Below are 24,339 nucleotides of genomic sequence, written 5' to 3'. Positions count from 1 at the left end.
TTTCTTGTCCACCCTGGCTGGAATAATAAAATGAAAAATAATAATAGCCTGCTACGCCACTTACCCTGGCTGCTGCTGGCAATCGTAGGAGCGTGCGCCCTTGGCGTAGTGGCATTGCGCCGAGGCGAGGCGATCAACGCCTTGTGGATTGTGGTCGCCGCCGTGGCCATCTATCTGGTTGCGTACCGTTACTACAGTCTGTTCATCGCTAACAATGTGATGCAACTCGATCCGCGTCGGGCCACCCCCGCCGTGCTCAACAACGACGGTCTGGACTACGTTCCAACCAACAAACACATTCTCTTCGGACACCACTTCGCGGCCATCGCCGGCGCGGGGCCGCTGGTCGGTCCGGTACTGGCGGCGCAGATGGGCTATCTGCCCGGTACGCTGTGGCTGATCGCCGGCGTGGTGCTGGCGGGCGCGGTGCAGGACTTCATGGTTCTGTTCATGTCGACCCGTCGCAACGGCCGTTCCCTGGGCGACATGGTGCGTGAAGAAATGGGCCGTATCCCCGGCACCATCGCGCTGTTCGGCTGCTTCCTGATCATGATCATCATCCTCGCGGTGCTGGCGCTGATCGTGGTGAAGGCCCTGGCTGAAAGCCCATGGGGCATCTTCACCGTGATGGCGACCATCCCGATCGCGATGTTCATGGGCATCTACATGCGCTACATCCGTCCGGGCCGCATCGGCGAGATCTCGGTCGTCGGCGTGTTGCTGCTGCTGGGTTCGATCTGGCTGGGTGGGCAGATTGCCGCCGATCCGGTCTGGGCCAAGGCTTTCACCTTCACTGGCGTGCAGATTACCTGGATGCTGGTCGGTTACGGTTTCGTCGCCGCTTCGCTGCCGGTGTGGCTGATTCTGGCGCCGCGTGACTATCTCTCCACTTTCCTCAAGATCGGTACCATCGTCGCCCTGGCGATCGGCATTCTGGTGACCATGCCCGAGCTGAAAATGCCGGCACTGACTCAGTTCGTCGACGGCACCGGCCCGGTGTGGAAGGGCGGTCTGTTCCCGTTCCTGTTCATCACCATCGCTTGCGGTGCGGTATCGGGTTTCCACGCGCTGATCTCTTCCGGGACCACGCCGAAGCTGCTGGATAACGAAACCAACGCCCGTTACATCGGTTACGGCGGCATGCTGATGGAATCGTTCGTGGCCATCATGGCCATGGTCGCTGCCTCGGTGATTGAGCCAGGCGTGTACTTCGCCATGAACAGCCCGGCCGCCGTGGTCGGCGGTGATGTGGTGTCCGTGGCAACTGCGGTCAGCAACTGGGGCTTTGCAATTACCCCGGAAGCCCTGCAAGCCGTGGCGCATGACATCGGCGAAACCACCATTCTGGCCCGTGCCGGTGGTGCACCGACGCTGGCGGTCGGTATCGCGCAGATCCTGCACAGTGTCCTGCCGGGTGAAAACACCATGGCGTTCTGGTACCACTTCGCGATCCTGTTCGAAGCGCTGTTCATTCTGACCGCAGTCGATGCCGGCACCCGTGCCGGTCGCTTCATGCTGCAGGACCTGCTCGGCTCCTTCGTACCGGCACTCAAACGTACCGAATCCTGGTCCGCCAACCTGATCGCCACCGCCGGTTGTGTGGCGATGTGGGGCTGGTTGCTGTATCAGGGCGTGGTCGATCCACTGGGCGGGATCAACACCCTGTGGCCGCTGTTCGGTATCTCCAACCAGATGCTGGCCGGTATCGCGCTGATGCTCGGCACCGTGGTCCTGATCAAGATGAAGCGCCAGCGTTACATCTGGGTCACCCTGCTGCCGGCCACCTGGCTGCTGATCTGCACCACGACTGCAGGCTTCATCAAGCTGTTCGACGCCAACCCGGCGATCGGCTTCCTGTCGCTGGCCAGGAAGTACAGCGATGCATTGGCCAACGGTCAGGTGCTGGCGCCGGCGAAAAGCGTCGAGCAGATGCAGCACGTGATCTTCAACGCCTACACCAACGCTACATTGACCGCGCTGTTCCTGTTCGTGGTATTCAGCATCCTGTTCTATGCGCTCAAGGTCGGCATCGCCGCCTGGGGCAAAAAAGAGCGTACGGACAAAGAATCGCCATTCCAGGCCCTGCCGGACGCGTAACCAGAGGATTGCAGCATGTTCAATGACCTGAGTCGCCTCGGTAAATACCTCGGTCAGGCCGCGCGCCTGATGGTCGGCATGCCCGACTACGACACCTACGTCGAGCATATGCAGACCAAACACCCGGACAAACCGGTGATGAGCTACGAGATGTTCTTTCGCGAACGTCAGGAAGCCCGTTACGGTGGCAAGGGTGGGCCGAAGTGCTGTTGATCTGACAGCCTTCGGTTGATGCAGTCCCCAACTGTGGGAGCGGGCTTGCTCGCGAAAGCGGTGTGTCATTGAGCAATGATGTCGACTGACACGACCCCTTCGCGAGCAAGCCCGCTCCCACATTTGTTTTGTGTTGTTCATCAATTTTGTGAAGGGGATCGATGTTGTCTTCTCCAATACCTGTAACGGTGCTCAGCGGTTTCCTCGGCGCCGGCAAAACCACTTTGCTGCGCCATCTGTTGAAAGCCGAGCACGGCCTGAAAATCGCCGTGATCGAAAACGAATTCAGCGACGCCGGTATCGACAGCCAATTGCTGGGCGACGAGCCGGTGCAAGTCATGACCCTGGCCAACGGCTGCGTCTGCTGCACCATCCACACCGACCTGACCAAAGCCCTGTATCTGCTGCTCGAGCGGCTGGACAGCGGCGAAATCGCCTTTGATCGGCTGGTCATCGAATGCACCGGTCTGGCCGACCCGGCCCCGGTGGCGCAGACCTTTTTCATCGACGAAGAACTGCGCGAGCGTTACCTGCTCGACGGCATCATCACCCTGGTCGACGCCGCTCATGCCGAGCTGCACCTGACTCAGACTATCGCCCAGGCGCAGATCGGTTTTGCCGACCGCTTGCTGGTGAGCAAGACCGATCTGGTGGACGAGGCCGCGTTCACCGCGCTCAGCGAGCGACTGACCCGCATCAACCGCCGGGCACCGATTCGCGTGGTCGAACACGGCAACATCGATCTGGCTGAATTGCTCGATGTACGCGGTTTCAACCTGAATGCCGATCTCGGCGGCGGGGTGAGCTTGCGGCCGGTGAGCAAGGCGCCGTCCATCGACCGGATTTCCAGTCTGGTGCTGCGTACCGACCAGCCGCTGGATATCGATCAGCTCAGCGAGTTCATGAATGAATTGCTGGAAGAGCACGGTAAGCAATTGCTGCGGTACAAGGGCGTGTTGAACATCGCGGGCGAAGATCGGCGGCTGGTGTTCCAGGGCGTTCTGAAACTCTACGGCTTCGACTGGGACACCGAGTGGGCGGAAGGCGAAACGCGAGAAAGCGTGATCGTGTTTATCGCCGATGATCTGCCGGAAGAGAAGATCCGGGCGGGGTTTGCCAGGGTGGCGGCAGGCTGAAGGCTGTTCGGTGCCCGTGACGAAGTCATCGCGGGCAAGCCCGCTCCCACAGGTTAAACAGAGGGCACAATATTTTTGATCACCTCAAACCCTGTGGGAGCTGGCTTGCCAGCGATGGCGATTTAGCCAGCAACACAATGTTCGAGGGCTTCACCCAGCAACGTCTGCTCAAGATGTTCCAAATGCCGATTCATCAACATACCGGCTCTGGAAACATCTTTACGCTCCAACACCTCAACCAACGCCAGATGCTCCTGCCACGCGCAACATCTGTGCGTCTGCTTAGTGCATCGCGCAATCGCCAGCGACGTCAGCGGCACCAGGGTGCTGAGAAAGTGCGCCAACGGTGCATTCCGCGCCATTTTCGCCAACTGCAAATGGAACTCTCCGGACAGGCGAATCGTCGCCCCGCGTCGATCTTTATCAACAGCCTGGCGCTCGTATTCGATCAACGCTCGCAGGCGCTTCAAATCTTCAGCCTGCACATGCTGACAAGCCAGCCGCACCAGCGTGTTCTCGGCCAGGCGCCGGGCATGCAGGGCCTGGCGCGTCTGCTCGGGGTCCGGCGCGGCCACCCGTGGTCGGTGGTTGGCCCGCAGCACGATGATCTGTTCATGGGACAGTTGGGTCAGCACCCGACGCACATCGGCGCGGCTGACACCGAACATCTGCTTGAGACTTTCTTCGGTGAAACGGCTGGTGGCATCGATACGCTGTTCGAGGATCGCATCGAACAGGCGCGGATACAGATCGTCCACCGGCGCGTGCAGGCGGGAGAAGGGCAGGGCCGTCGAGGTCGGGCGAGGGTGCGACGGCGTGGCAAGACTGTTCATGGCCGGTCTCCAGTGTGAGGCGTTTCAGTGGCTCAGGTTGTCATCCGGGATATTCAGCTCGATGCCCATCCGCTGACCTTCACGCAGGATGTGCCGGCGCATTTCGGCGCTGGCCTGGGCGCTGTTCTTGCTGCGGATCGCGCGCACCACGGCTTCGTTTTCCTCAAGGCGTTCGGCCAGGTGCTCCGGCGAATTGCGCAGCACTTCGGCACTTTGCTTGAGGGCGTTGCTGGTCTGTTGCACCACGCTCTGGAAAATCGGGTTCGAGGTCAGGGTGAACAATTCCTCGTGGAAGGCGATGTAGGCGCTGACGCCGGCCTCACTGTCGCCCGCTTCGAGGGCTTCGCGCATGTCCATCAGGGTCAGGCGCAGTTGCCCGACTTCCTTGCTGCTGATCGACTGCGCCACCAGACCGACGATGAACGGTTCGAGGGTGTAGCGCAGTTGCAGCACGTCTTCGAGACTGGCGCCGGCTACCGCGTTTTCGTGGCTTTGGCTGTCACTGGCCTGGGCATCGAGCACTACCACGCCTTTGCCCGGCATCGAGCGCACCAGGCCGAGGGTTTCCAGCACGATCACCGCTTCGCGCAGGCTCGGGCGGCTGATGCCCAGTTGTTCGGCCAGTTCGCGCTGACCCGGCAGCATCTCCCCGGAGCGCCACTGACCACGGGCCAGCGCGTCCCGGAGTTTTTCTACCACTGAGTTGACGACGGTTGATGAAGTAATCACGTGTTCGCTCCATGAGCCGTGCCTGCATCCGCGCAGGCACGGCGCTCATTCAGAATTCTTTGGCCGCCGCTTGAGCGACGGTTTTTCTCGGCTGAAAGTTATAGCCCTGCTCGCCGTTGAGCACCTTGTTCGCCCGTTGCACATCGATGTCCTTTTCCCAGCGGGCGATGGCCACGGTGGCGACGCAGTTGCCGATCAGGTTGGTCAGCGCCCGGCCGATGCCCATGAACCAGTCCACCGCCAGCACCAGCACCAGGCCGACCACCGGAATCGCCGGGATGGCCGTCAGCGTGGCCGCCAGAATCACCAGCGCCGAACCCGGAATGCCGTGGGCGCCTTTGGAGGTAATCAGCGACACCAGCAAAATCGTCAGCAGATCGGTCATGGCCAGCGGCGTACCGGTGGCGTTGGCAATGAACACGATGGCCAGGGTCAGGTAGATCGAAAAGCCGTCGAGGTTGAACGAGTAACCGGTGGGAATCACCAGCCCGACGGTCGAGCTGCCGATGCCCAGATGTTCCAGCTTGCGCATGATCTGCGGCAGCACGGCATCGGAGGACGCAGTGCCCATGACGATCAGCAGTTCTTCACGCAGGTACTTGAGCAGCGGCCACATGCGCAGGCCGGAGAGGCGCATCACCAGACCGAGAATCAGCGCGACGAAGGCGATGCAGGTCAGGTAGAACAAGCCGACCAGACTGCCCAGGTGTTGCAGCGAATCCAGGCCATATTTGCTGGTGGTGAAGGCGATGGCGCCGAACACGCCGATCGGAGCCAGGCGCACGATCATGCCCATGATCCGGAAGATCACATGGCTCAGCTCGTTGATCAGCCGCGAGATCCCGGAAGCGGCTTCGCCCACCAGATTCAACGCGCTGCCGAACAGCACTGAGAACAACAGCACTTGCAGGATGTTGTTCTCGGCAAAGGCGCCGAGTACCGAGGTCGGGATCAGGTCCATCAGGAACTGAGTGGTGGTGTGCATGTGCTGGCCGCGTTCGGCGATGTCGCCCATGTCGGCGGCGGACAGCTGCTCCAGATGGATGTTGGCGCCGCTGCCGATCCCGGTGGTGAAGGCGAACACCAGACCGATCACCAGGGCGATGGTGGTCAGTACTTCGAAGTAGATCACCGACTTGAGGCCGATACGCCCGACTTTCTTCAAATCGCCGGCACCACTGATGCCGCTGACCACTACACAGAACACGATCAGGCCGATGAGCATCTTGATCAGTTTGATGAAGCCGTCGCCAAGCGGTTTGAGCTGGGCCGAGTATTCGGGAAGGGTCAGCCCGCAGACGATGCCGAGCATCAGTCCGAGAACCACTTGGAGGAAGATTGAGCGCGAGCACCATCTGAGCATGGGAGGAATCCTGGTCGGTGTCCTGGCTGCCGTGCGCGGGGCGCATCAGATTCAGGACTTAATTATTGTGGTCTTACCGGTATGTCCAGTGCGGGTGCAGTCTAGGCGCTGTTTTTTACGAATCGCAAGTGAAAAATGACGAATTGGCATGACCGGTCTGACCAGTTGGGCGGCAAGTCCCATTCTTGAGCGATTCAAGCGTTTGAAAAAATCCGGGCGAAAAAAAACCGGCCAATCACTTGGCCGGTTTTTCATGCTGCGGTTTTACGTCGCAATCAAGCGCCGTACACCGGCAGTTTCTTGCAGATGGCTTTGACTTTCTCACGAACAGCGTCGATCACCGCTTCGTTGTTCAGGTCAGCCAGGATGTCGCAGATCCAGCCTGCCAGCTCTTTGCACTCTGCCTCTTTGAAGCCGCGAGTGGTCACGGCCGGAGTACCGAAGCGCAGGCCGGAGGTGACGAACGGGGAGCGTGGGTCGTTTGGCACGGAGTTCTTGTTCACGGTGATGAACGCTTTGCCCAGAGCGGCGTCGGCGTCTTTACCGGAGATTTCCTGCTTGATCAGCGACAGCAGGAACAGGTGGTTTTGAGTGCCGCCTGAAACCACGTCGAAACCGCGCTCGATGAACACGCCGGCCATGGCCTGGGCGTTTTTCACCACTTGTTGTTGGTAAGCCTTGAACTCAGGCTGCAGTGCTTCCTTGAAGCAAATCGCTTTGGCGGCGATCACGTGCTCCAGCGGGCCACCCTGGGCGCCCGGGAATACGGCGGAGTTCAGCTTCTTCTCGATGTCGGCGTTGGCGCGAGCCAGGATCAGGCCGCCACGTGGACCGCGCAGGGTCTTGTGGGTGGTGGTGGTCACGACGTCAGCGAATGGAACCGGGTTCGGGTAGACGCCAGCGGCGACCAGACCGGCCACGTGAGCCATGTCGACGAACAGGTACGCGCCCACCTTGTCGGCGATGGCGCGGAAGCGCGGGAAGTCGAGGATCTGCGAGTAGGCAGAGAAACCGGCCACGATCATTTTCGGCTTGTGCTCGACCGCCAGGCGCTCGACTTCGTCGTAGTCGATCAGGCCGTTGGCATCGATGCCGTACTGGATGGCGTTGTACAGCTTGCCGGAGGAGGAAACGCTGGCGCCGTGGGTCAGGTGACCGCCGTGAGCCAGGCTCATGCCCAGGATGGTGTCACCGGCCGACAGCAGGGCCAGGTAGACAGCGGCGTTGGCCTGGGAACCGGCGTGCGGCTGAACGTTGGCGTAATCGGCGCCGAACAGCTCTTTGGCGCGGTCGATGGCCAGCTGTTCAACAACGTCGACGTACTCGCAACCGCCGTAGTAGCGCTTGCCCGGGTAGCCTTCGGCGTACTTGTTGGTCAAAACCGAGCCTTGAGCTTCCATCACCGCTGGGCTGGTGTAGTTCTCCGAAGCGATCAGCTCGATGTGTTCTTCCTGGCGCTGGGCTTCTTGCTCCATGGCGGCAAAAAGATCGGCGTCGTACTTGGCAATAGTCAAATCACGGCTGAACATGGCGGTCCTCAAGGATCGGGGGCAGAAAAGGGGGGCATTCTAACCCAACGGGTTTTGGATGGCATATGAAACGACATCATGTCGCAGACAAGTGGCGTTCATGACAGATGTGCGGTGCTTTTGCTGGCCTCATCGCTGGCAAGCCAGCTCCCACATTAATTGAGGCAAGCCCACGATTTTGTGATCGACATCAATCCTTGTGGGAGCTGGCTTGCCAGCGATGGCAGCGCCGCCGATCTTCAGTCGAACATGAACAGCGCATCATTGCTGAACTGCGCCTCGAACCGTCCCGCCGGCATCGGTCGCCCGAACAGATAACCCTGAACCTCGTCGCAGCCATGCTCGCGCAGGAAGTCCAGTTGTTCATGGGTTTCCACACCCTCGGCGATCACCGCCAGATTCAGACTGTGAGCCATGGCGATGATCGCCCGGGCAATCTGCGCGTCCTGCTCGCCGGACGGCAGGCCGTCGACGAAGGTGCGGTCGATTTTCAGCACATCGATCGGGAATTGCTTGAGGTAGTTCAGCGACGAATAACCGGTGCCGAAGTCGTCGACCGCAATGCTCAGGCCGAGGTTTTTAAGGCCTGCAAGAATCTGCATCGCCTCGCTGACTTCACGCATCAGGATACTTTCGGTCAGCTCCAGCTCCAGGCACGCCGGCGGCAGGCCGGTCTCCTTGAGGATGGTGGCGATCCGCGTGCCGAGCTGGCCGTCGGAGAACTGCCGGGCGGAAATGTTCACCGAGACCTTCGGCACGCGCACGCGGCTCTGGTGCCACGTTTTGAGCTGGCGACAGGCTTCGCTGATGACCCAGTCGCCGACGTCCACCACCAGCCCGAGTTCTTCGAGCACCGGAATGAAGTCCCCCGGCGGCACCAGTCCGCGACGCGGATGACGCCAGCGCAGCAGGGCTTCGGCGCCGGTCAGGCGTTTGCCGTCGCCGCTGAACTGCGGCTGGTAATACAGCACGAATTCGTTCTGCTCCAGCGCGTGGCGCAGATCGCTTTCCAGTTCCAGGCGCTCCAGCGCACTGGCGTTCATGTCGGCCTGATAGAACTGGAAGTTGTTCTTGCCGCGCTCCTTGGCGTGGTACATCGCGGTGTCGGCGTTCTTCATCAACTGGCTGAGTTCATTGCCGTCCTGCGGGCTCAGGGCGATGCCGATGCTGGCGGTGACGAAGAATTCGCGACCCTCCAGCACGAACGGCCGCACAAGGCTGGCGAGAATCTGCTCGGCCACATGGATCGCACGGTTCAGCGCCATCTCGCGGCTGGAGCGGTGTTGCAGCAACAGGGTGAATTCGTCGCCGCCCATCCGCGCCACGGTGTCGTCATCGTCGACGCAGGCCAGCAGCCGGGTGGCCATGTCCTTGAGCATGCGGTCGCCGGCGGCGTGGCCGAGGGAGTCGTTGATCGGTTTGAAACGGTCGAGGTCGAGGAACATCAGCACCACCCACGACTTCTGCCGTTCGGCCGATTGCAACGCGGTGTGCAGACGATCCTGGAACAGCGTGCGGTTCGGCAGGTGGGTCAGGGCGTCGTAGTAGGCGAGGCGGTGAATCCGCTGCTCGCTGGCCTTGCGCTCGCTGATGTCGCTGAAGAAACACACGTAACTGGCCAGATCGCCCTCGTCGTCGAGCACGGCGGTGATGCCGACCCACGCCGGGTAATGCTCGCCATTACGGCGCTTGAGCCAGACTTCGCCTTCCCAGGTGCTGTGCTGATGCAACTGCTTGAGCACGTAGCGCAGGTGCGCGTCCTGCTGTTCGTCGACGGTCAGCATGTTCGGCAACTGGTCGAGCACTTCGCTCACCGCGTAACCGCTGACCCGGCTGAACGCCTCGTTGGCCTGGACGATGTAACCGGCCGGGTCGGTGATCAGGATCGCCGAGGTCGAGTGCTCGAATACCGTGGCCGCCATGCGCAGGTCTTTCTCGGCGCGGCGCTGCTGGCTGATGTCGCGGCCGACCCCGAGCACGCCTTCGAACGCGCCATGTTCGTCCCACACCAGCACCAGACGCAGTTCGATCGGGATCTTGCGACCGTCGGCGCGCAGGCAGTCGAACAGGAACATCTGGGTCTGCACCTGGCTGCGCAAAGTCACCAGTTGCTCGGGTTTGCCCAGAGCTTTGCTGACCCGATCCATCAGGTGATAGATGCCGCTCAGTTGCTGCGGGTTGGCGATGGTCGATTGCCAGCCATTCTGGAAAATCCACTCGGCGTCATAGCCCAGCACCGCTTGCACCGACGGGCTGACGTAGTTCAGCGACAGCTGGCTGTCGGTGGAGAAAATCACGTCGCTGATGCTTTCGGCGAGCATCCGGTAGCGTTGTTCGCTGTCACGCAGGGATTCGCTGGCTTCGATCTGCTCGGTGATGTCCTTGGCCACGCCGATGATCCGCGTCACCTGATCGTGCTTGTCCCGGGCCAGCGCCTGTTCACGAATGTCGAAGCGCCGCCATTTGCCGTCGCGGTGGCGGAAGCGCAGCTGGCATTGCAGCAACTGGCTGTAACCGGCGTGACGCTGCATCTGCCGCGAGCGGTGGTAATAGTCGGCGTCTTCCGGGTGCAGAAGGATTTCCCAGAAGTACTCGCCCATCTGATGCAGTTCGGTGCGGTTGTAACCGAGGGTCTGGCCGAGGTGGTGGTTGCTGAAGATCATCCGCTGGCTGATCACGTCCTGCACGTACAGGTGATCCGGCACGGTGCGCACCACGTCCGACCAGAAACCTTCGCGCTCCAGCAGCGACAGTTCGATCAGTTTGCGGCTGGTGATGTCGTTGATGCTCAGGATCACGGCCTTGTAGTCGTGCTGCTCCTGCGGCAGGCGCAGCACCAGCCACAGATGCTGGTCGCGGCCATTGATGTCCGGGAGCTTGATTTCCAGTTCCAGCTGTTTCTGCTGCTGGAGTACGGCGTCGAGCACCTGATTGCCGATGGCGCACTGACTGTGCGGCTGGCCGTCGATCAACAATTGCCAGGCGTGGTCGCAGGAATTGACGTTGAGCAGTTGCAACGCAACCTGGTTGACCTCGGTAACGCGCAGTTCCTGGAGCAATTGCTGGCGCTGCGCGGGCTGGTCGAGCCAGGCCTTGAGCTGGTCGCTGGTCTGGATCTGGGCCTTTTCGAACAGCTGCTTGAGCCCCGAAAGATCCAGCACGCACAACGCCACGCCGGTGCCTTCGAAAATATCCTGATAACGCCGACGCCCTTCATGCACCTGACGCTGACGGCGGCGCATGTTGAGCAGTGCGATAAACGGCAGCAGCGAGAGCGCCAGGCCCAACAGGCATTTGCCGATGAACGCCGGCAGCAGTTGTTCGAGCACGTGCTGGCGGTCGAACAGGCCACGCAGTTGCCAGTCGCTGCTGCTCAGCGGCACGGTCAGCACGCTGTTGGCCAGATCGTCCGGGGTCAGGACGCTGGTGCTGCCGATGGGCATCGCTTCGTCGCGGCTGATGATCTGATGGTTGATGCGATTCTCTACCAGCCACAGAGGACGGATCCCGGTTTCGCCCTGTTTGGTCAGTGCTTTAAAGAAGGTGGGTGTCAGCCGCAGTGCCCAGTAACCGCGAGTGCTGCCACTGGCCTGATGCAACAGCAGATGCACCACCGAGCCGTCGTCGTCATTGCTGAAGTAATGCGCCTGAGCGCGGCTGCGGCGTACAAGATCGCTGAGGTAATCGGCGTCTTGGCTGTCAGTCGCGCTGTCGCTGAGGATTTTTCCGGAGGGGCTGAGCAGGGCCAGGCTGCGCAGGTCGGGCAGCGACTTTTGAAGTTTGCGCAGCAGCGCCTGCTGTTCGTCGGCCGACTGCGGTTGTTCGACGATCGGTAGCAGATTGAGGGCAATCTGCGCGTTCAACGCCATGTTCAGGCTGACCTGGGCGGCGAGGTCGGCGGTGTAATCGATGGTGTACTGGCGCTGGTTTTTCTGGGTTTCGCGCAGTTGATCGAGCAGTTGCCAGAACAGCAGCGCGAGCAGCAACAGCACCAATGTCGCCAGCGCGCCTTTCAATGTTCCGCGCAGGGACGAGCCGGGCGCCGGTTGGGTGCTGCTCACAGAAGCTGGCGGAGTGACATTGGACAAGCTGTAATCCTGCGGTCTGGCTGGACTGGCGCGACGTGCACTATAAGCCGGACGCCCAAGAGGCGGCTAGCATGCCTTGAGTTGTGGCGAAGTGCCAGCCCCGCTCGGCTGGACTGCCTTCCGTCATTCAGGTAGCTTTGCCGGTTACGCGGGAGCGTTCCAGCTCCTAGACTTTCCGCGCGCACGCATTGATATCTTCCAGTGAACGACGCGCACGGTCTGGCCGGGCATTGCCTGTGTCCCAATCATTCATCAGTCACTGACCCAAGGTTCTCCATGGCTCAATACGTCTTCACCATGCATCGGCTGGGCAAAGTTGTTCCGCCGAAGCGGGAAATCCTGAAAAACATTTCTCTGTCCTTCTTCCCCGGCGCCAAGATCGGCGTACTCGGCCTCAACGGTTCGGGTAAATCCACCCTGCTGAAAATCATGGCCGGCGTCGACACCGAGTTCGAAGGCGAAGCGCGCCCGATGCCGGACCTGAACATCGGTTACCTGCCGCAAGAGCCGCAGCTGGATCCGACCAAGACCGTGCGCGAAGTGGTCGAGGAAGCGGTCAGCGTGATCAAGGATGCGCAAGCGCGTCTGGACGAGGTCTACGCCGCTTACGCCGACCCGGACGCCGACTTCGACAAGCTGGCCGCCGAACAGGCCAAGCTCGAAGCGATCCTGCAGGCCAGCGACGGTCACAACCTGGAGCGCCAGCTGGAAGTCGCCGCCGATGCGCTGCGTCTGCCGGCCTGGGACGCCAGGGTCGAACACCTGTCCGGTGGTGAGAAACGTCGTGTGGCCCTGTGCCGTCTGCTGCTGTCCGCCCCGGACATGCTGCTGCTCGACGAACCGACCAACCACCTGGACGCCGACTCCGTTGCGTGGCTCGAACACTTCCTGCACGACTTCCCGGGCACTGTGGTCGCGATCACGCACGACCGTTACTTCCTGGACAACGTCGCCGGCTGGATTCTGGAACTCGACCGCGGCGCGGGCATTCCTTACGAGGGCAACTACTCGGGCTGGCTGGAAGCCAAGTCCGATCGTCTGGCCCAGGAATCCAAGCAGCAATCGGCTCACGAAAAAGCCATGAAGGAAGAGCTGGAGTGGGTGCGCAAAGGCGCCAAGGCCCGCCAGTCGAAATCCAAGGCTCGTCTGCAACGCTTCGAAGAAATGCAGTCGCAGGAATTCCAGAAGCGTTCGGAAACCAACGAGATCTACATCCCGGCCGGTCCGCGCCTGGGCGACAAGGTCATCGAATTCAAGAACGTCACCAAGGGCTACGGCGATCGCGTCCTCATCGACAACCTGTCGTTCTCCATGCCGAAGGGCGCCATCGTCGGCGTGATCGGCGGTAACGGTGCCGGTAAGTCGACCCTGTTCCGCATGCTGATGGGCAAGGAAACTCCGGACTCCGGCAGCATCGAGATCGGCGAAACCGTGCAACTGGCCTGCGTCGACCAGAGCCGCGAAGACCTGGACGGCAGCAAGACCGTGTTCCAGCAGATTTCCGACGGTTCCGACCAGATCCGCATCGGCAACTACGAGATCCCGTCGCGTACCTACGTCGGTCGTTTCAACTTCAAGGGTGGCGATCAGCAGAAGTTCGTCAAGGACCTGTCCGGTGGTGAGCGCGGTCGTCTGCACCTGGCGCTGACCCTGAAGGAGGGCGGCAACGTCCTGCTGCTCGACGAACCGTCCAACGACCTCGACGTTGAAACCCTGCGTTCCCTGGAAGAAGCCCTGCTGGACTTCCCGGGCGCCGCCATTGTGATCTCTCACGATCGGTGGTTCCTTGACCGCGTCGCGACTCACATCCTGGCGTACGAAGACGACTCGCAAGCCGTGTTCTTCGAAGGCAACTACACCGAGTACGAAGCCGATCGCAAAAAGCGCCTCGGCGAAGCAGCTGCCCAGCCACACCGGGTACGCCACAAGAAACTGGCCTGATTTCAGGTTGGTTGCATGAAACAGCGGAGCCCTCGGGCTCCGCTTTTTTTGCCTGCAATACTGCGCGGGCCTCATCGCTGGCAAGCCAGCTCCCACAATTTCTGCGGTGCTCACCCGTCCAAGGCAAGGCGCAAACTCTGTGGGAGCTGGCTTGCCAGCGATGGCGGATTAACAGTCGATGCAGGTCTGAAATTACAGCCTGTGTACTATTTTTTTTCATAAATGCGACATTTTGTTCTGTTGCTGTGTACATGTCGTTTGTTACAGTCCGGCTCAATCGCTTCCAACGACAATAAATCTGCCGAGACTTTTCCCATGATCGAATCCGTCGAATCCTTCCTTGCCCGTCTGAAAAAACGCGATCCGGATCAACCCGAATTCCACCAGGCCGTCGAAGAAGTCCTGCGCAGCCTGTGGCCGTTTCTCGAAGCCAATCCGCACTATCTGACCTCGGGGATTCTGGAGCGCATCTGCGAGCCGGAGCGGGCGGTGGTGTTCCGGGTGTCGTGGGTCGACGATCAGGGCAAGATCCAGGTCAATCGCGGTTTCCGCATCCAGATGAACAGCGCCATTGGCCCCTACAAGGGCGGTTTGCGTTTCCATCCTTCGGTGAATCTGGGCGTGTTGAAATTCCTCGCCTTCGAGCAGACCTTCAAGAATTCCCTGACCTCGCTGCCCATGGGCGGCGGCAAGGGTGGCTCGGACTTCGATCCGAAGGGCAAGAGCGACGCCGAAGTCATGCGTTTTTGCCAGGCATTCATGAGCGAGCTGTACCGCCACATCGGTGCCGACGTGGACGTGCCAGCCGGTGATATCGGTGTCGGCGCGCGGGAGATCGGTTTCCTGTTCGGCCAGTACAAACGCCTGAGCAACCAGTTCACCAGCGTGCTGACCGGCAAGGGCATGACCTACGGCGGCAGCCTGATTCGCCCCGAAGCCACCGGTTTCGGTTGCGTGTACTTCGCCGAGGAAATGCTCAAGCGCCGCGAGCAGACCGTCGAAGGCAAACGCGTGGCGATCTCCGGTTCCGGCAACGTTGCGCAGTACGCAGCCCGAAAGGTGATGGATCTGGGCGGCAAGGTGATTTCCCTGTCCGACTCCGAAGGCACGCTGTATTGCGAGGCGGGCCTGAGCGAAGAACAGTGGTTGGCGCTGCTGGAACTGAAGAACGTCAAGCGTGGGCGGATCAGCGAATTGGCGTCCGCCTTCGGCCTGGAGTTCCGCGCCGGTCAGTTGCCATGGTCGTTGCCGTGCGACATTGCGCTGCCATGCGCGACCCAGAACGAACTTGACGCGGAATCCGCCCGCACCTTGCTGCGCAACGGCTGCGTCTGCGTGGCCGAAGGCGCGAACATGCCGACCACCCTTGAGGCTGTGGATATCTTTATCGAAGCGGGCATTCTGTTCGCGCCGGGCAAGGCCTCGAATGCCGGCGGCGTAGCGGTCAGTGGGCTGGAGATGTCGCAGAACGCCATGCGCCTGCTGTGGACGGGCGGCGAGGTGGACAGCAAGCTGCACGGGATCATGCAGTCGATCCACCACGCCTGTGTGCATTACGGTGAGGAAAACGGCCGGATCAACTACGTCAAGGGCGCGAACATCGCCGGCTTCGTCAAGGTCGCCGACGCGATGCTCGCCCAAGGCGTGGTTTAAGAACGCTCTATGCGGATCACTTCAATCACTTGATCGCCGGCCGGGCGCTGCCACAGCACTTCATCGTTGAGCCGCGCGCCAAGCAGCGCACGGCCCAGCGGTGAAGCCCAGTTGATCAGCCCGTTGGCGGCATCGGCCTGATCTTCACCGACCAGTTGCACCCGGCGCTCGGTGCCGTGTTCGTCGGCGTAGGTCACCCAACTGCCGATCTGCACCTTGTCGTTCGACGTCGGGGCCGGCGCGACCTGAGCGCTGGCGACCCGTTGATTGAAATAACGCAAATCCCGTTCGAGATCGGCCAGCCGCTGCTTGTCGGCCTGTTCGCCCTTGGCGGACTGTTCGGCGTGCAGGGTTTGCAGTTCGGCGAGTTTTGCCTGCAACTGGGCAAGCCCTTGCGGCGTGACGTAGTTGGGCTGGGTGCTGACCTGCCGTTCGACCGGCTGATCGGCTTGCGCAGCGGCATTGTCTTCGTTGACGAAGGCGCGACTCATGATGGGCTCCTGTTATAGCCGTTGGGCCATGGTCGCAGGCAAAAGGTTTCGCTGGATGTCTGGAAACGACCTACTGCGAACGATAAGCCCGCGCTGCGCCCTGATCCTTCTCCTGCTGCCAGGCGCGTTCGCGTTCGTCCCAGTGTTCGTTGCGATACTGTTCGCGGTCCTTGTTTTCCAGCATCGCCTGACACTGGCGGAAGCCGTCGCTCCAGCCTTCGGCGTATTGCTTGTCCTTGAGATAACGCGGCACGTTCTTGCGAAACTCGCCGCTGATCGAGCCGGCGGCCTGGCGTCCGCTGATGCAACCGTCATCGAAACCGTCAGCGAACGCCGGTGGATAACCCTTGGCAATCAGATCTTCGTGGGTGCTCTGACAGCCACCCAGCAACAGCAACACGCCCGCAAAACACACACAGCGCCACATCACACTCTCCCGGGCCGTTAAACGGCTGATAGGGAAAGTGTAGAAGGTGATTCGTCGGGCTTTGGTGAAAGGCCTGTGAGTAATTCGTTAACCAGTGGAGAGCCCTGTGGGAGCGGGCTTGCCCGCGATGAGGCCATCAGAATCAACATCTCTGTTGACTGATCATTCGCTATCGCGGGCAAGCCCGCTCCCACAGGTTCAGGGATATGTTCGGGATCAGTAGTGATACCACTTCACTTCCAGCATCACTTCGGTCTCCGGCGTGGCCAGATGGCTGAACTCGCGCTGCGCACTCAGGCGCAGGCCGAGATTGCGCGACAATTCCCACTGCTGGTTCAGGCTCAGGCTACGGCGCACTTCACCATTGAAGAAGTAATCACCTTTGGCCTCCAGGCTGAGATTGCCCAGCGGGTTTTTCCACAGTACGCCGGTATTGAAACCGCCTGCGGGGGAAACGAACTCGGCGAAATCATTGTTGTGTTCAACGCGCACGGTGCCGAGGGCAAAACCCAGCACATCGTCAGCCAACGCCCAGGTGCCGCCACCGCCACCGTTGACGTGGCTGACCAATGTCTCATCATCGTGCTTGCCCGGTACGCGTTCAAGACCACCGGTGACTTGCCACGACAGCGGCTGCAACAGCGCGTTGCGCGGCGTCAGCGAGCGGATGGTCGCCAGATCCAGTTGCTGGAATTGCCAGTGATTGCTTTCGTACTGGCGCAGCTTCATCTGCAGGATTTCGATCTGTGCGCCGAGGGGGAAACTCTCGGCGTTGTCGTTGAGGTCGTGATAGGCCATGCGCAAGCCGTACTCGCCGAATGCGCGGTCACCGCGAGTGCCGAGACCGGCCTGCCAGGTGCGCGATTCGTGTCCGTCTTCGGGCAGGCCCGGTTGGGGAATCTGCAGCTCCGGCGCCGGGTTCTTGTTGATCGCCCGCAGCAGTTCAAAACTGCGCTGCGCCCGCTGCGGATCACGTTCCTGGCCGTTGGCGCGGTAGCGCTCCAGCCGATACGCCGCGTCAACAATCAGCGCCTGGCGATCCCGAGGCAGGGCCTTGAAGGCCGGGTCCTGAAGTTGCTGTTGATCGGCGCTGACCTTCAGCACCCAGTCCTGTTCTTCACCGCTCAGGGGCTCGGCGCGGCTGAGCAGTTCGCGCTCGCGGGACGGGCGGTATTCGATGTGCTCGACCAGACCGGCTTCCTTCACCGCTTTGACGGTGTCGGTGGGGATCGCCGTCAGCGGGAATTGCTCGGTCAGGCGCAGGCTCGGACGGGCGACCTGCAACAGTTCGAGCAGGCGATAGGAGCAGTTTTCATCGAAGAAGAAGTAGTCGAACTGGATCTGCTTCAGCTCCCACACATGCTCGACCATCCGCGCTGTTTCGGCTTGCGTCAGATTGAGCCGGTATTCCCACAGGTCGCGGTTTTCCAGGCTGCGGTATTCCGAGAGTTTTTCCTGATACGGCACCAGCGCGAACAGTCCCGGATAACCACCCATCAGGCCTTTCCAGGCGTAAAGAATGCTGTTGTCCGAGCCTTCGATGTAGGCGCCGAAGTTGATCGCGTAACTGAGCAACGAAGTCTTGTCGCTTTGCACGTCGGCCTGGTCGATGCGCAGCAGGGTATGGCCGAACATCGACGACGGGCTGTTGAGATAGGCCGCCGGGAAAATCATCACTGCGCTGTGGGGGGAGACGTCCTTGAACCATTTCTTGAATTCGGCGCAGTCCGGCGTCGGCAGGTCGGTCAGGTTGAGTTGATCTTTCAGCCAGCGGGTGCGCGCCGGGTAGACGCACTGGGCGTGTTGCTCACCGAGACTGGCGGGGGCGTACAGCGCTTGCACGGTGGCGGCCAGTTCATGGTCGGGGTGTTCGTTGCCGTCGGGGGCGAGGAAGAATTTTTTGTCACTGACGTAGCTGCGCCAGCCACCGAGCTTGGCGGTTTCGTAATGACCGAGGGAAATCCAGAAGCGGTCGTTGGCCAGTTGCTGCAAACGTTGAGGGTCGATGTGGGGCGCGGCGGACAGCGGGGCGCAGACACACAGCGCCAACCAGGCAAGGCGTTTGAGCATAAATGGCAACTTAAGTCGAAAAGAAACAAAGTCCGGAAAGGGCGGGCCGAAAAAATAAAACCCGCTTCCCGAAGGAAGCGGGTGGGTCGAGCTTAAGCCTGAGTCGCGTACTTGGCCAGACGTGGGTCTGCCTTCAGAACGGCCAGGGTGTTGGTATGCACGTCTTCGGCGGTCACGTCAGCCTTGCTGAAGATCTGCTGGAAGTGCTCGTGAGTGACGGCGGCGAAGTGCGCACGATCTTCCGGCGCCACGCCCAGTACCACGGCATAGGTCGTCAGCGCTTCGCCGTTGCCTTTTGCCATGTCTTCGGACAGCTCGTTCATCATGCCATTCATGGCAAACCAGGATTTGCCGCCATAGGTCAGCGAAGCGTTGGTGGAGCAACCGTTGGTGCCGGACGTCATGCCGAACGTGGCGTTGCCGGAGGTGCCGTTGGTGGTGGATGCCAGGAAGTGAGCCGGGGTGCCACGCTGACCTTCGAACAGCATGTTGCCCCAACCGCAATCCGGGCCGCCTGGAGCTTGCGCCATTGCGTTGATGGATACAGCGGTGAAGAGAGTACCGAGAAGAATCCGTTTCATAGCTTTGTTCTCTTTATGTGCATACCAATGGACAGGGTTCTGGCCCCCCAAGCTCTGTACGAAACAGATCCAAACGAAGCCAGTGGGCCGGTATTAGTTCCAGCCGCGCAGTTTGGAGTTTAGGCACGTTCCCGGGGTTCCGTGATTTTTTACAAAAGATTTGGTGATAACCCCGGTTTTACTGGGGCAGTGTCATGGTTGGCCGGTTGTCTATGCTTTGTCGTGTGGCGCGCCTTGCCAGTGGGGCTCGGGCAGCGCCAGAATGCCGCTATCTGCCCCGCCTGATTGTTAAGGAAGCCCGATGCCTGATCCTGTTGCTGCCAGCTTGCGTCTAGCGCCCGAAGCGCTGACCCGTCCGTTTTCCGCTGAACAGTTCAGCTTCACTACCACCAATGATCTGGAGCCCTTTCGCGGTGTGCTTGGCCAGGAACGTGCGGTCGAAGCCTTGCAGTTCGGTGTGGCCATGCCACGCCCCGGTTACAACGTGTTCGTCATGGGCGAGCCCGGCACCGGCCGGTTCTCGTTCGTCAAACGCTACCTGAAGGCCGAAGGCAAACGCCTGCAGACCCCGGCGGACTGGGTCTACGTCAACAATTTCGATGAGCCGCGCGAGCCCCGTGCGCTGGAACTGCCATCGGGCACTGCCGGTGCTTTTATCGGCGATATCAACGGCCTGATCGACAACCTGCTGGCGACCTTTCCTGCGGTGTTCGAACACCCGTCCTACCAGCAGAAAAAAAGCGCCATCGACCGCGCCTTCAACCAGCGCTATGACAAGGCACTGGATGTCATCGAACGTCTGGCTTTGGAAAAAGACGTCGCCCTGTATCGCGACAGCAGCAACATTGCCTTCACCCCGATGCTCGAAGGCAAGGCGCTGGACGAAGCTGAATTCGCTCAATTGCCGGAAGCCGAGCGTGAACGCTTTCACGACGATATTTCCGCTCTCGAAGAACGCCTGAACGAAGAACTCGCCAGCCTGCCGCAGTGGAAGCGCGAGTCGAGCAACCAGCTGCGTCAGCTCAACGAAGAAACCATCACCCTGGCCTTGCAGCCCTTGCTCGCACCGCTGTCGGAAAAGTACGCGGAAAACGCGGCCGTCTGCGGTTACCTGCAAGCGATGCAGGTCTATCTGCTGAAAACCGTGGTCGAGCAACTGGTCGATGACAGCAAGACCGACGCCGTCGCCCGCAAGCTGCTGGAAGAGCAATACGCCCCGAGCCTGGTGGTTGGCCATCCGGCCAGCGGTGGTGCGCCGGTGGTGTTCGAGCCGCATCCGACCTACGAAAACCTGTTCGGCCGCATCGAGTACACCACCGATCAAGGCGCGCTCTACACCACCTATCGCCAGCTGCGTCCGGGTGCGCTGCACCGCGCCAATGGCGGTTTCCTGATCCTGGAAGCGGAAAAAATGCTCGGTGAGCCGTTCGTGTGGGATGCGCTCAAGCGCGCCCTGCAATCGCGCAAGCTGAAGATGGAATCGCCGCTGGGCGAGATGGGCCGTTTCGCCACCATGACGCTCAACCCGCAGCACATTCCGCTGCAGGTCAAAGTGATCATCATCGGTGCCCGTCAGCTGTATTACACGCTGCAGGACCTCGATCCGGACTTCCAGGAGATGTTCCGCGTTCTGGTGGACTTCGACGAAGACATCCCGATGGTCGACGAAAGCCTGGAGCAGTTCGCCCAGTTGCTGAAAACTCGAACTTCGGAAGAGGGCATGGCGCCGCTGACCGCCGACGCGGTGGCGCGCCTGGCGACCTACAGTGCGCGTCTGGCCGAACACCAGGGGCGTTTGTCGGCGCGGATCGGCGATCTGTTCCAGCTGGTCAGCGAGGCGGATTTCATCCGGCATCTGGCCAACGATGAAATGACCGACGCCGGCCACATCGAGCGTGCGCTCAAGGCCAAGGCCACTCGCACCGGTCGGGTGTCGGCGCGGATTCTTGACGACATGCTGGCGGGGATCATCCTGATCGATACCGATGGCGCGGCGGTCGGCAAGTGCAACGGGCTGACGGTGCTCGAAGTCGGTGACTCGGCATTCGGTGTGCCGGCGCGGATTTCCGCCACGGTGTACCCGGGCGGCAGCGGCATCGTCGACATCGAACGTGAGGTCAACCTCGGCCAGCCGATTCACTCCAAGGGCGTGATGATCCTCACCGGGTATCTGGGCAGCCGTTACGCCCAGGAATTCCCGCTGGCGATTTCCGCAAGCATCGCGCTGGAGCAATCCTACGGCTACGTCGATGGCGACAGTGCCTCGCTGGGCGAGGCGTGCACGCTGATTTCGGCGTTGTCGAAAACCCCGCTCAAGCAATGCTTCGCGATCACCGGCTCGATCAACCAGTTCGGCGAAGTGCAGGCGGTGGGCGGGGTCAACGAGAAGATCGAAGGCTTCTTCCGTCTCTGCGAAGCGCGCGGGCTGACGGGCGAGCAGGGCGCGATCATTCCGCAGGCCAACGTCGCCACCTTGATGCTCGATGAGAAGGTGCTGGCGGCGGTGCGTGCCGGGCAGTTCCACGTTTACGCGGTGCGTCAGGCCGACGAAGCGTTGAGCCTGCTGGTGGGCGAGCCGGCCGGTGAGCCGAACGAACAGGGCGAATTTCCGGAAGGCAGCGTCAATGCGCGGGTGGTGGAGCGTCTGCGGGTGATTGCCGAGATGATCAGTGAAGAGGATCTGAAAGAGGCCGAGAAGGAACTGGCGCAGGAGGCGCTGGCCGAGGCCAAACCGGCGTAAGTCAGGCGGCAGTTAAAACGGGAGCCTGGAGCTCCCGTTTTGTTTTGTCGCGAACGTCGGCAAAAGTGCCATCAGTCTGGCGTCAATATTCACACAATGACCATTCGGCGCCTTCTGGTTCTGTGCGGCTTGCGCGGCGGACTTTTCTTCTATTCTCTGCTCAAGGACATCGACAGTATCACTGGATCGAAACAGCTCTTCAGCAAGGGCTGAACACCGGCTTTACCGAGGGTCGCCGCCATGTCGCGCAACCTCTGCCTCACCCGTCAGTGCCTGGGTCTCGTGACCCGTATCGAATGCGCCATCAAGCCGTTGGCTGGCGATAACGGCATGTGGACGTTGCTCTTCGCCGCCGGCATGGCTGGTGAACAACCTTCTGCCATCAAAGCCCAAGGCCCGTTTCACGGGCCGATCGCCGCCGAGTCGATTCTCGACACCATCGTTGAAAGCCTGACGATGCACGGCTATGAACTGGCCAATGATCCACAGATCTGGTCGTTGCATCTGCAGGCGCAGTTGCGGCAGATCAACGGTGGGCGCGGACGCAGTATCGGCACTTTCGATCACTAGAGTGCCGATCGTCAGCGCCGATCAGGGTGCAGCGCCCTGGGTCTGCGCCTTGTCGAGTTTGACCTCAAAGCCGTATTGCACGGTGGCGAGGTCGGTTCGCTGGTAGGTCTCCACGTGCGTCGGACGGCCGTAGAAATAATGCACGCCGAATAACGCCGGCCCTTCCGCGCTCGCGTCGTGGCTGACCGACAGAATCTGCTTCAGATAATTGCCGCTGTCGTCCTTGACGAAGAAGCGCCATTCGTTGGCCGGGTATCGCTTCAAATCCACCACCAGGGCGTTGTTTCTGATGTCCAGACCTTTAGGCAGGGCCTTGGCTTCATAAGCCTGTTTGTCCACCGTGGCCAGGAACAACGGCATCGAGCCGACGGCAATCGCCGGGGTTTCCGGGAACAGGTTCAGGTCGTAGGTGATGGTCGCCTGTAGTGGATCGACCTGATACGCCTCGGGTGGCAATTCGATGGGCTCGTCGAGTTTGCCGTTGTGTTTTTCAGTGAAGAACGTCACCGGGCTTTCGCCGGGGCTGAAGTCGTCGCCGAGCATTTCATCGTTGAAGGTTTTGCGGTGGTCGAATTCGATGCGCGCGGCGCTCGGTTCTTCAACCGACTGGCGGATATGAACGCCGCTTTTGAGCTGTTCTTCAGTCAGTGATGCGCCTTTGAGCCATTCGGGTGCCTGATCGTCGTAGACGGTGATCGGCAGATCGAGCGGCTGCACGGCTTTTTCCGTGGTGTGCGGATCGAATTCGCGCACCGGCAAGTCCAGCGCTTTGCGGGTGACGGTCGCTTCGGAAAAATCCAGCAGGCTGACTTCGAGGGTGTCGATCGGGCCGTTGAAGTACACCTTGTTGTAGTGGTGCGGGTGCTGCTGCTCAAAGGCCTGCTGCTGATCGTCCAACTGCTTTTCCAGCGCCTCGCTCCAGCTCTTTTGTTGTTGCAGGTACGCCAGCTGCTTTTGATAGAACGCCACCTGCTCGGGGTTTTCGTTGATGGCGCCGGCGCGCACCAGAAACCGGCCCGTCGCGTCGCGGGCCTGAACGATCAACGGATTGAGCCGGGTATTGGCGACCTCCGGGGCGAGCGGCAGCTGGTTGCTGAATTCGAGTTCGGCGTAGTGCTTGTCCAGTTTCAGCAGGGTCACGCTGAGGTTGCCGTCGGAGCGGGTCTGGCCGACGTCCTTTTTGTCCAGGTTGAAACTGTGCAGGCGTTTCGGGGCGATGACTTCCACCTGGCCTTGCAGGCTGACCGGGCGCGGCAGGTTCTTCTTGTCGACATTCAGCCCTTCGATGAACGGGTAGGTGACGGTCAGGTCGTCGGGGTTGGTGACGTTGGAGCTGGACGGGCTCAGCTGAATGCCAGGATCGGTTTCCGACCACTCCGGTTGATAGGCGATCACCCGTTTGTTGCTCAGGGTGACCGAGTGCCACTCCACGCCATGGGGGAACAGAAAACCGCCGGGGATGTTGAGGTTGAAGGGAAACACCGGTTGCAGGTCGGTGAGGTAATCGGAGCTGGAATCCTTGTGCAACACGAACAGGCCATTGATGAACGTGTCGACCAGCGCCTGGGGTGTTGGGTAATGCCTGAGCACGCCGAGAGCGTCCTCGCCGTATTCGGTGCGCGGTGGGTTGTTGTCGAGCTTCTGTTGCGCGCGTTCGAGCAACAGCAGCGAACCGCCGAGTTCGGTCACGGCGTCCTTGAGTTTGGGGTCGGTGATGGCGTCCAGCGATTGCTCGAACTGTGCAGTCTTTTCTTCGAGACTGACCGGGTGTTTTTCATCGCCGGGCGAACACCCACCCAGCAACAGGGCGAAACAAATTCCGGCAGTCGTTATCGGCAATCGCACATCCATTTCCAGTCGTCCTGTCCACTGTCGCTG

At 60.8% G+C, this 24,339-nt stretch carries 17 protein-coding genes; 7 read left to right on the top strand and 10 right to left on the bottom strand.

Annotation, left to right across the window (positions count from 1 at the left end; genetic code table 11):
- Positions 1–30: 30 nt before the first annotated feature.
- The 3 genes from AWU82_RS26495 (at position 31) to yjiA (ending at position 3,446) form a co-directional block, all read left to right on the top strand.
- Positions 31–2,097 carry a carbon starvation CstA family protein gene (locus tag AWU82_RS26495; protein WP_064382116.1) on the top strand — a complete coding sequence of 689 codons (2,067 nt, stop codon included), beginning with the start codon at positions 31–33 and terminating at the stop codon, positions 2,095–2,097.
- 15 nt (positions 2,098–2,112) lie between these two features.
- Complete coding sequence (locus AWU82_RS26490) at positions 2,113–2,310, top strand: YbdD/YjiX family protein (RefSeq protein WP_003228401.1); 198 nt, start codon at positions 2,113–2,115, stop codon at positions 2,308–2,310.
- A gap of 161 nt (positions 2,311–2,471) precedes the next feature.
- Positions 2,472–3,446 carry a GTPase gene (yjiA, locus tag AWU82_RS26485; RefSeq protein ID WP_170928969.1) on the top strand — a complete coding sequence of 325 codons (975 nt, stop codon included), beginning with the start codon at positions 2,472–2,474 and terminating at the stop codon, positions 3,444–3,446.
- Between the two features lie 122 nt (positions 3,447–3,568).
- On the opposite strand, the gene AWU82_RS26480 is transcribed toward yjiA, so the two are convergent.
- From AWU82_RS26480 to AWU82_RS26460, 5 genes are all read right to left on the bottom strand, one after another.
- Entirely contained in the window at positions 3,569–4,279 is a 711-nt protein-coding gene (locus AWU82_RS26480) for a GntR family transcriptional regulator (protein WP_064382115.1), read from the bottom strand.
- Positions 4,280–4,303: 24 nt separating this feature from the next.
- Positions 4,304–5,008, bottom strand: coding sequence for a FadR/GntR family transcriptional regulator (locus tag AWU82_RS26475; RefSeq protein ID WP_064382114.1), 705 nt, complete (start codon positions 5,006–5,008; stop codon positions 4,304–4,306).
- Between the two features lie 49 nt (positions 5,009–5,057).
- Entirely contained in the window at positions 5,058–6,371 is a 1,314-nt protein-coding gene (locus AWU82_RS26470; protein ID WP_064382113.1) for a C4-dicarboxylate transporter DctA, read from the bottom strand.
- A 275-nt stretch (positions 6,372–6,646) separates the two neighbouring features.
- Complete coding sequence (gene glyA, locus AWU82_RS26465; RefSeq protein WP_009045723.1) at positions 6,647–7,900, bottom strand: serine hydroxymethyltransferase; 1,254 nt, start codon at positions 7,898–7,900, stop codon at positions 6,647–6,649.
- Positions 7,901–8,139: 239 nt separating this feature from the next.
- Complete coding sequence (locus AWU82_RS26460) at positions 8,140–11,988, bottom strand: sensor domain-containing protein (protein WP_064382112.1); 3,849 nt, start codon at positions 11,986–11,988, stop codon at positions 8,140–8,142.
- A 276-nt stretch (positions 11,989–12,264) separates the two neighbouring features.
- On the opposite strand from AWU82_RS26460, the gene ettA reads away from it, so the two are divergent.
- Positions 12,265–13,929 (top strand): energy-dependent translational throttle protein EttA, encoded by a 1,665-nt coding sequence (ettA, locus tag AWU82_RS26455; RefSeq protein WP_011336021.1) that lies wholly within the window; start codon positions 12,265–12,267, stop codon positions 13,927–13,929.
- A gap of 315 nt (positions 13,930–14,244) precedes the next feature.
- Positions 14,245–15,582 (top strand): NADP-specific glutamate dehydrogenase, encoded by a 1,338-nt coding sequence (gdhA, locus tag AWU82_RS26450; RefSeq protein WP_064382111.1) that lies wholly within the window; start codon positions 14,245–14,247, stop codon positions 15,580–15,582.
- Here the strand turns inward: gdhA and AWU82_RS26445 are convergent.
- The 4 genes from AWU82_RS26445 to AWU82_RS26430 all read right to left on the bottom strand — a co-directional run bounded on the left by AWU82_RS26445 (position 15,579) and on the right by AWU82_RS26430 (position 19,151).
- A complete protein-coding gene (locus AWU82_RS26445) occupies positions 15,579–16,073 on the bottom strand; it encodes a GreA/GreB family elongation factor (RefSeq protein WP_064382110.1) in 495 nt (164 codons plus the stop codon). The two genes, gdhA and AWU82_RS26445, sit on opposite strands and share 4 nt — an antisense overlap.
- Before the next feature lie 70 nt (positions 16,074–16,143).
- The gene (locus tag AWU82_RS26440; RefSeq protein ID WP_064382109.1) at positions 16,144–16,500 is read right to left on the bottom strand and encodes a hypothetical protein; all 357 of its coding nucleotides are present in this window, start codon (positions 16,498–16,500) and stop codon (positions 16,144–16,146) included.
- 216 nt (positions 16,501–16,716) lie between these two features.
- Positions 16,717–18,570, bottom strand: a complete 1,854-nt coding sequence (locus AWU82_RS26435) for an Lnb N-terminal periplasmic domain-containing protein (protein WP_064382108.1) — start codon at positions 18,568–18,570, stop codon at positions 16,717–16,719.
- A gap of 92 nt (positions 18,571–18,662) precedes the next feature.
- A complete protein-coding gene (locus AWU82_RS26430) occupies positions 18,663–19,151 on the bottom strand; it encodes a DUF3015 domain-containing protein (RefSeq protein ID WP_007950971.1) in 489 nt (162 codons plus the stop codon).
- Between the two features lie 301 nt (positions 19,152–19,452).
- Between AWU82_RS26430 and AWU82_RS26425 the strand changes: the two genes are divergently transcribed.
- Together AWU82_RS26425 and AWU82_RS26420 are read left to right on the top strand one after the other, a co-directional pair.
- A complete protein-coding gene (locus AWU82_RS26425) occupies positions 19,453–21,891 on the top strand; it encodes a Lon protease family protein (RefSeq protein WP_011336016.1) in 2,439 nt (812 codons plus the stop codon).
- Between the two features lie 240 nt (positions 21,892–22,131).
- The gene (locus AWU82_RS26420) at positions 22,132–22,461 is read left to right on the top strand and encodes a PA4575 family protein (protein WP_007950969.1); all 330 of its coding nucleotides are present in this window, start codon (positions 22,132–22,134) and stop codon (positions 22,459–22,461) included.
- A 21-nt stretch (positions 22,462–22,482) separates the two neighbouring features.
- On the opposite strand, the gene AWU82_RS26415 is transcribed toward AWU82_RS26420, so the two are convergent.
- Entirely contained in the window at positions 22,483–24,312 is a 1,830-nt protein-coding gene (locus AWU82_RS26415) for a hypothetical protein (RefSeq protein WP_064382107.1), read from the bottom strand.
- Between the last annotated feature and the right edge of the window lie 27 nt (positions 24,313–24,339).

It is taken from the genome of Pseudomonas glycinae (assembly GCF_001594225.2).
In the GTDB taxonomy this organism is placed as follows: Bacteria; Pseudomonadota; Gammaproteobacteria; order Pseudomonadales; family Pseudomonadaceae; genus Aquipseudomonas; species Aquipseudomonas glycinae.
The sequence above is the reverse complement of the archived record's forward strand: the minus strand, read 5'-3'. Positions and strand labels throughout refer to the sequence as shown.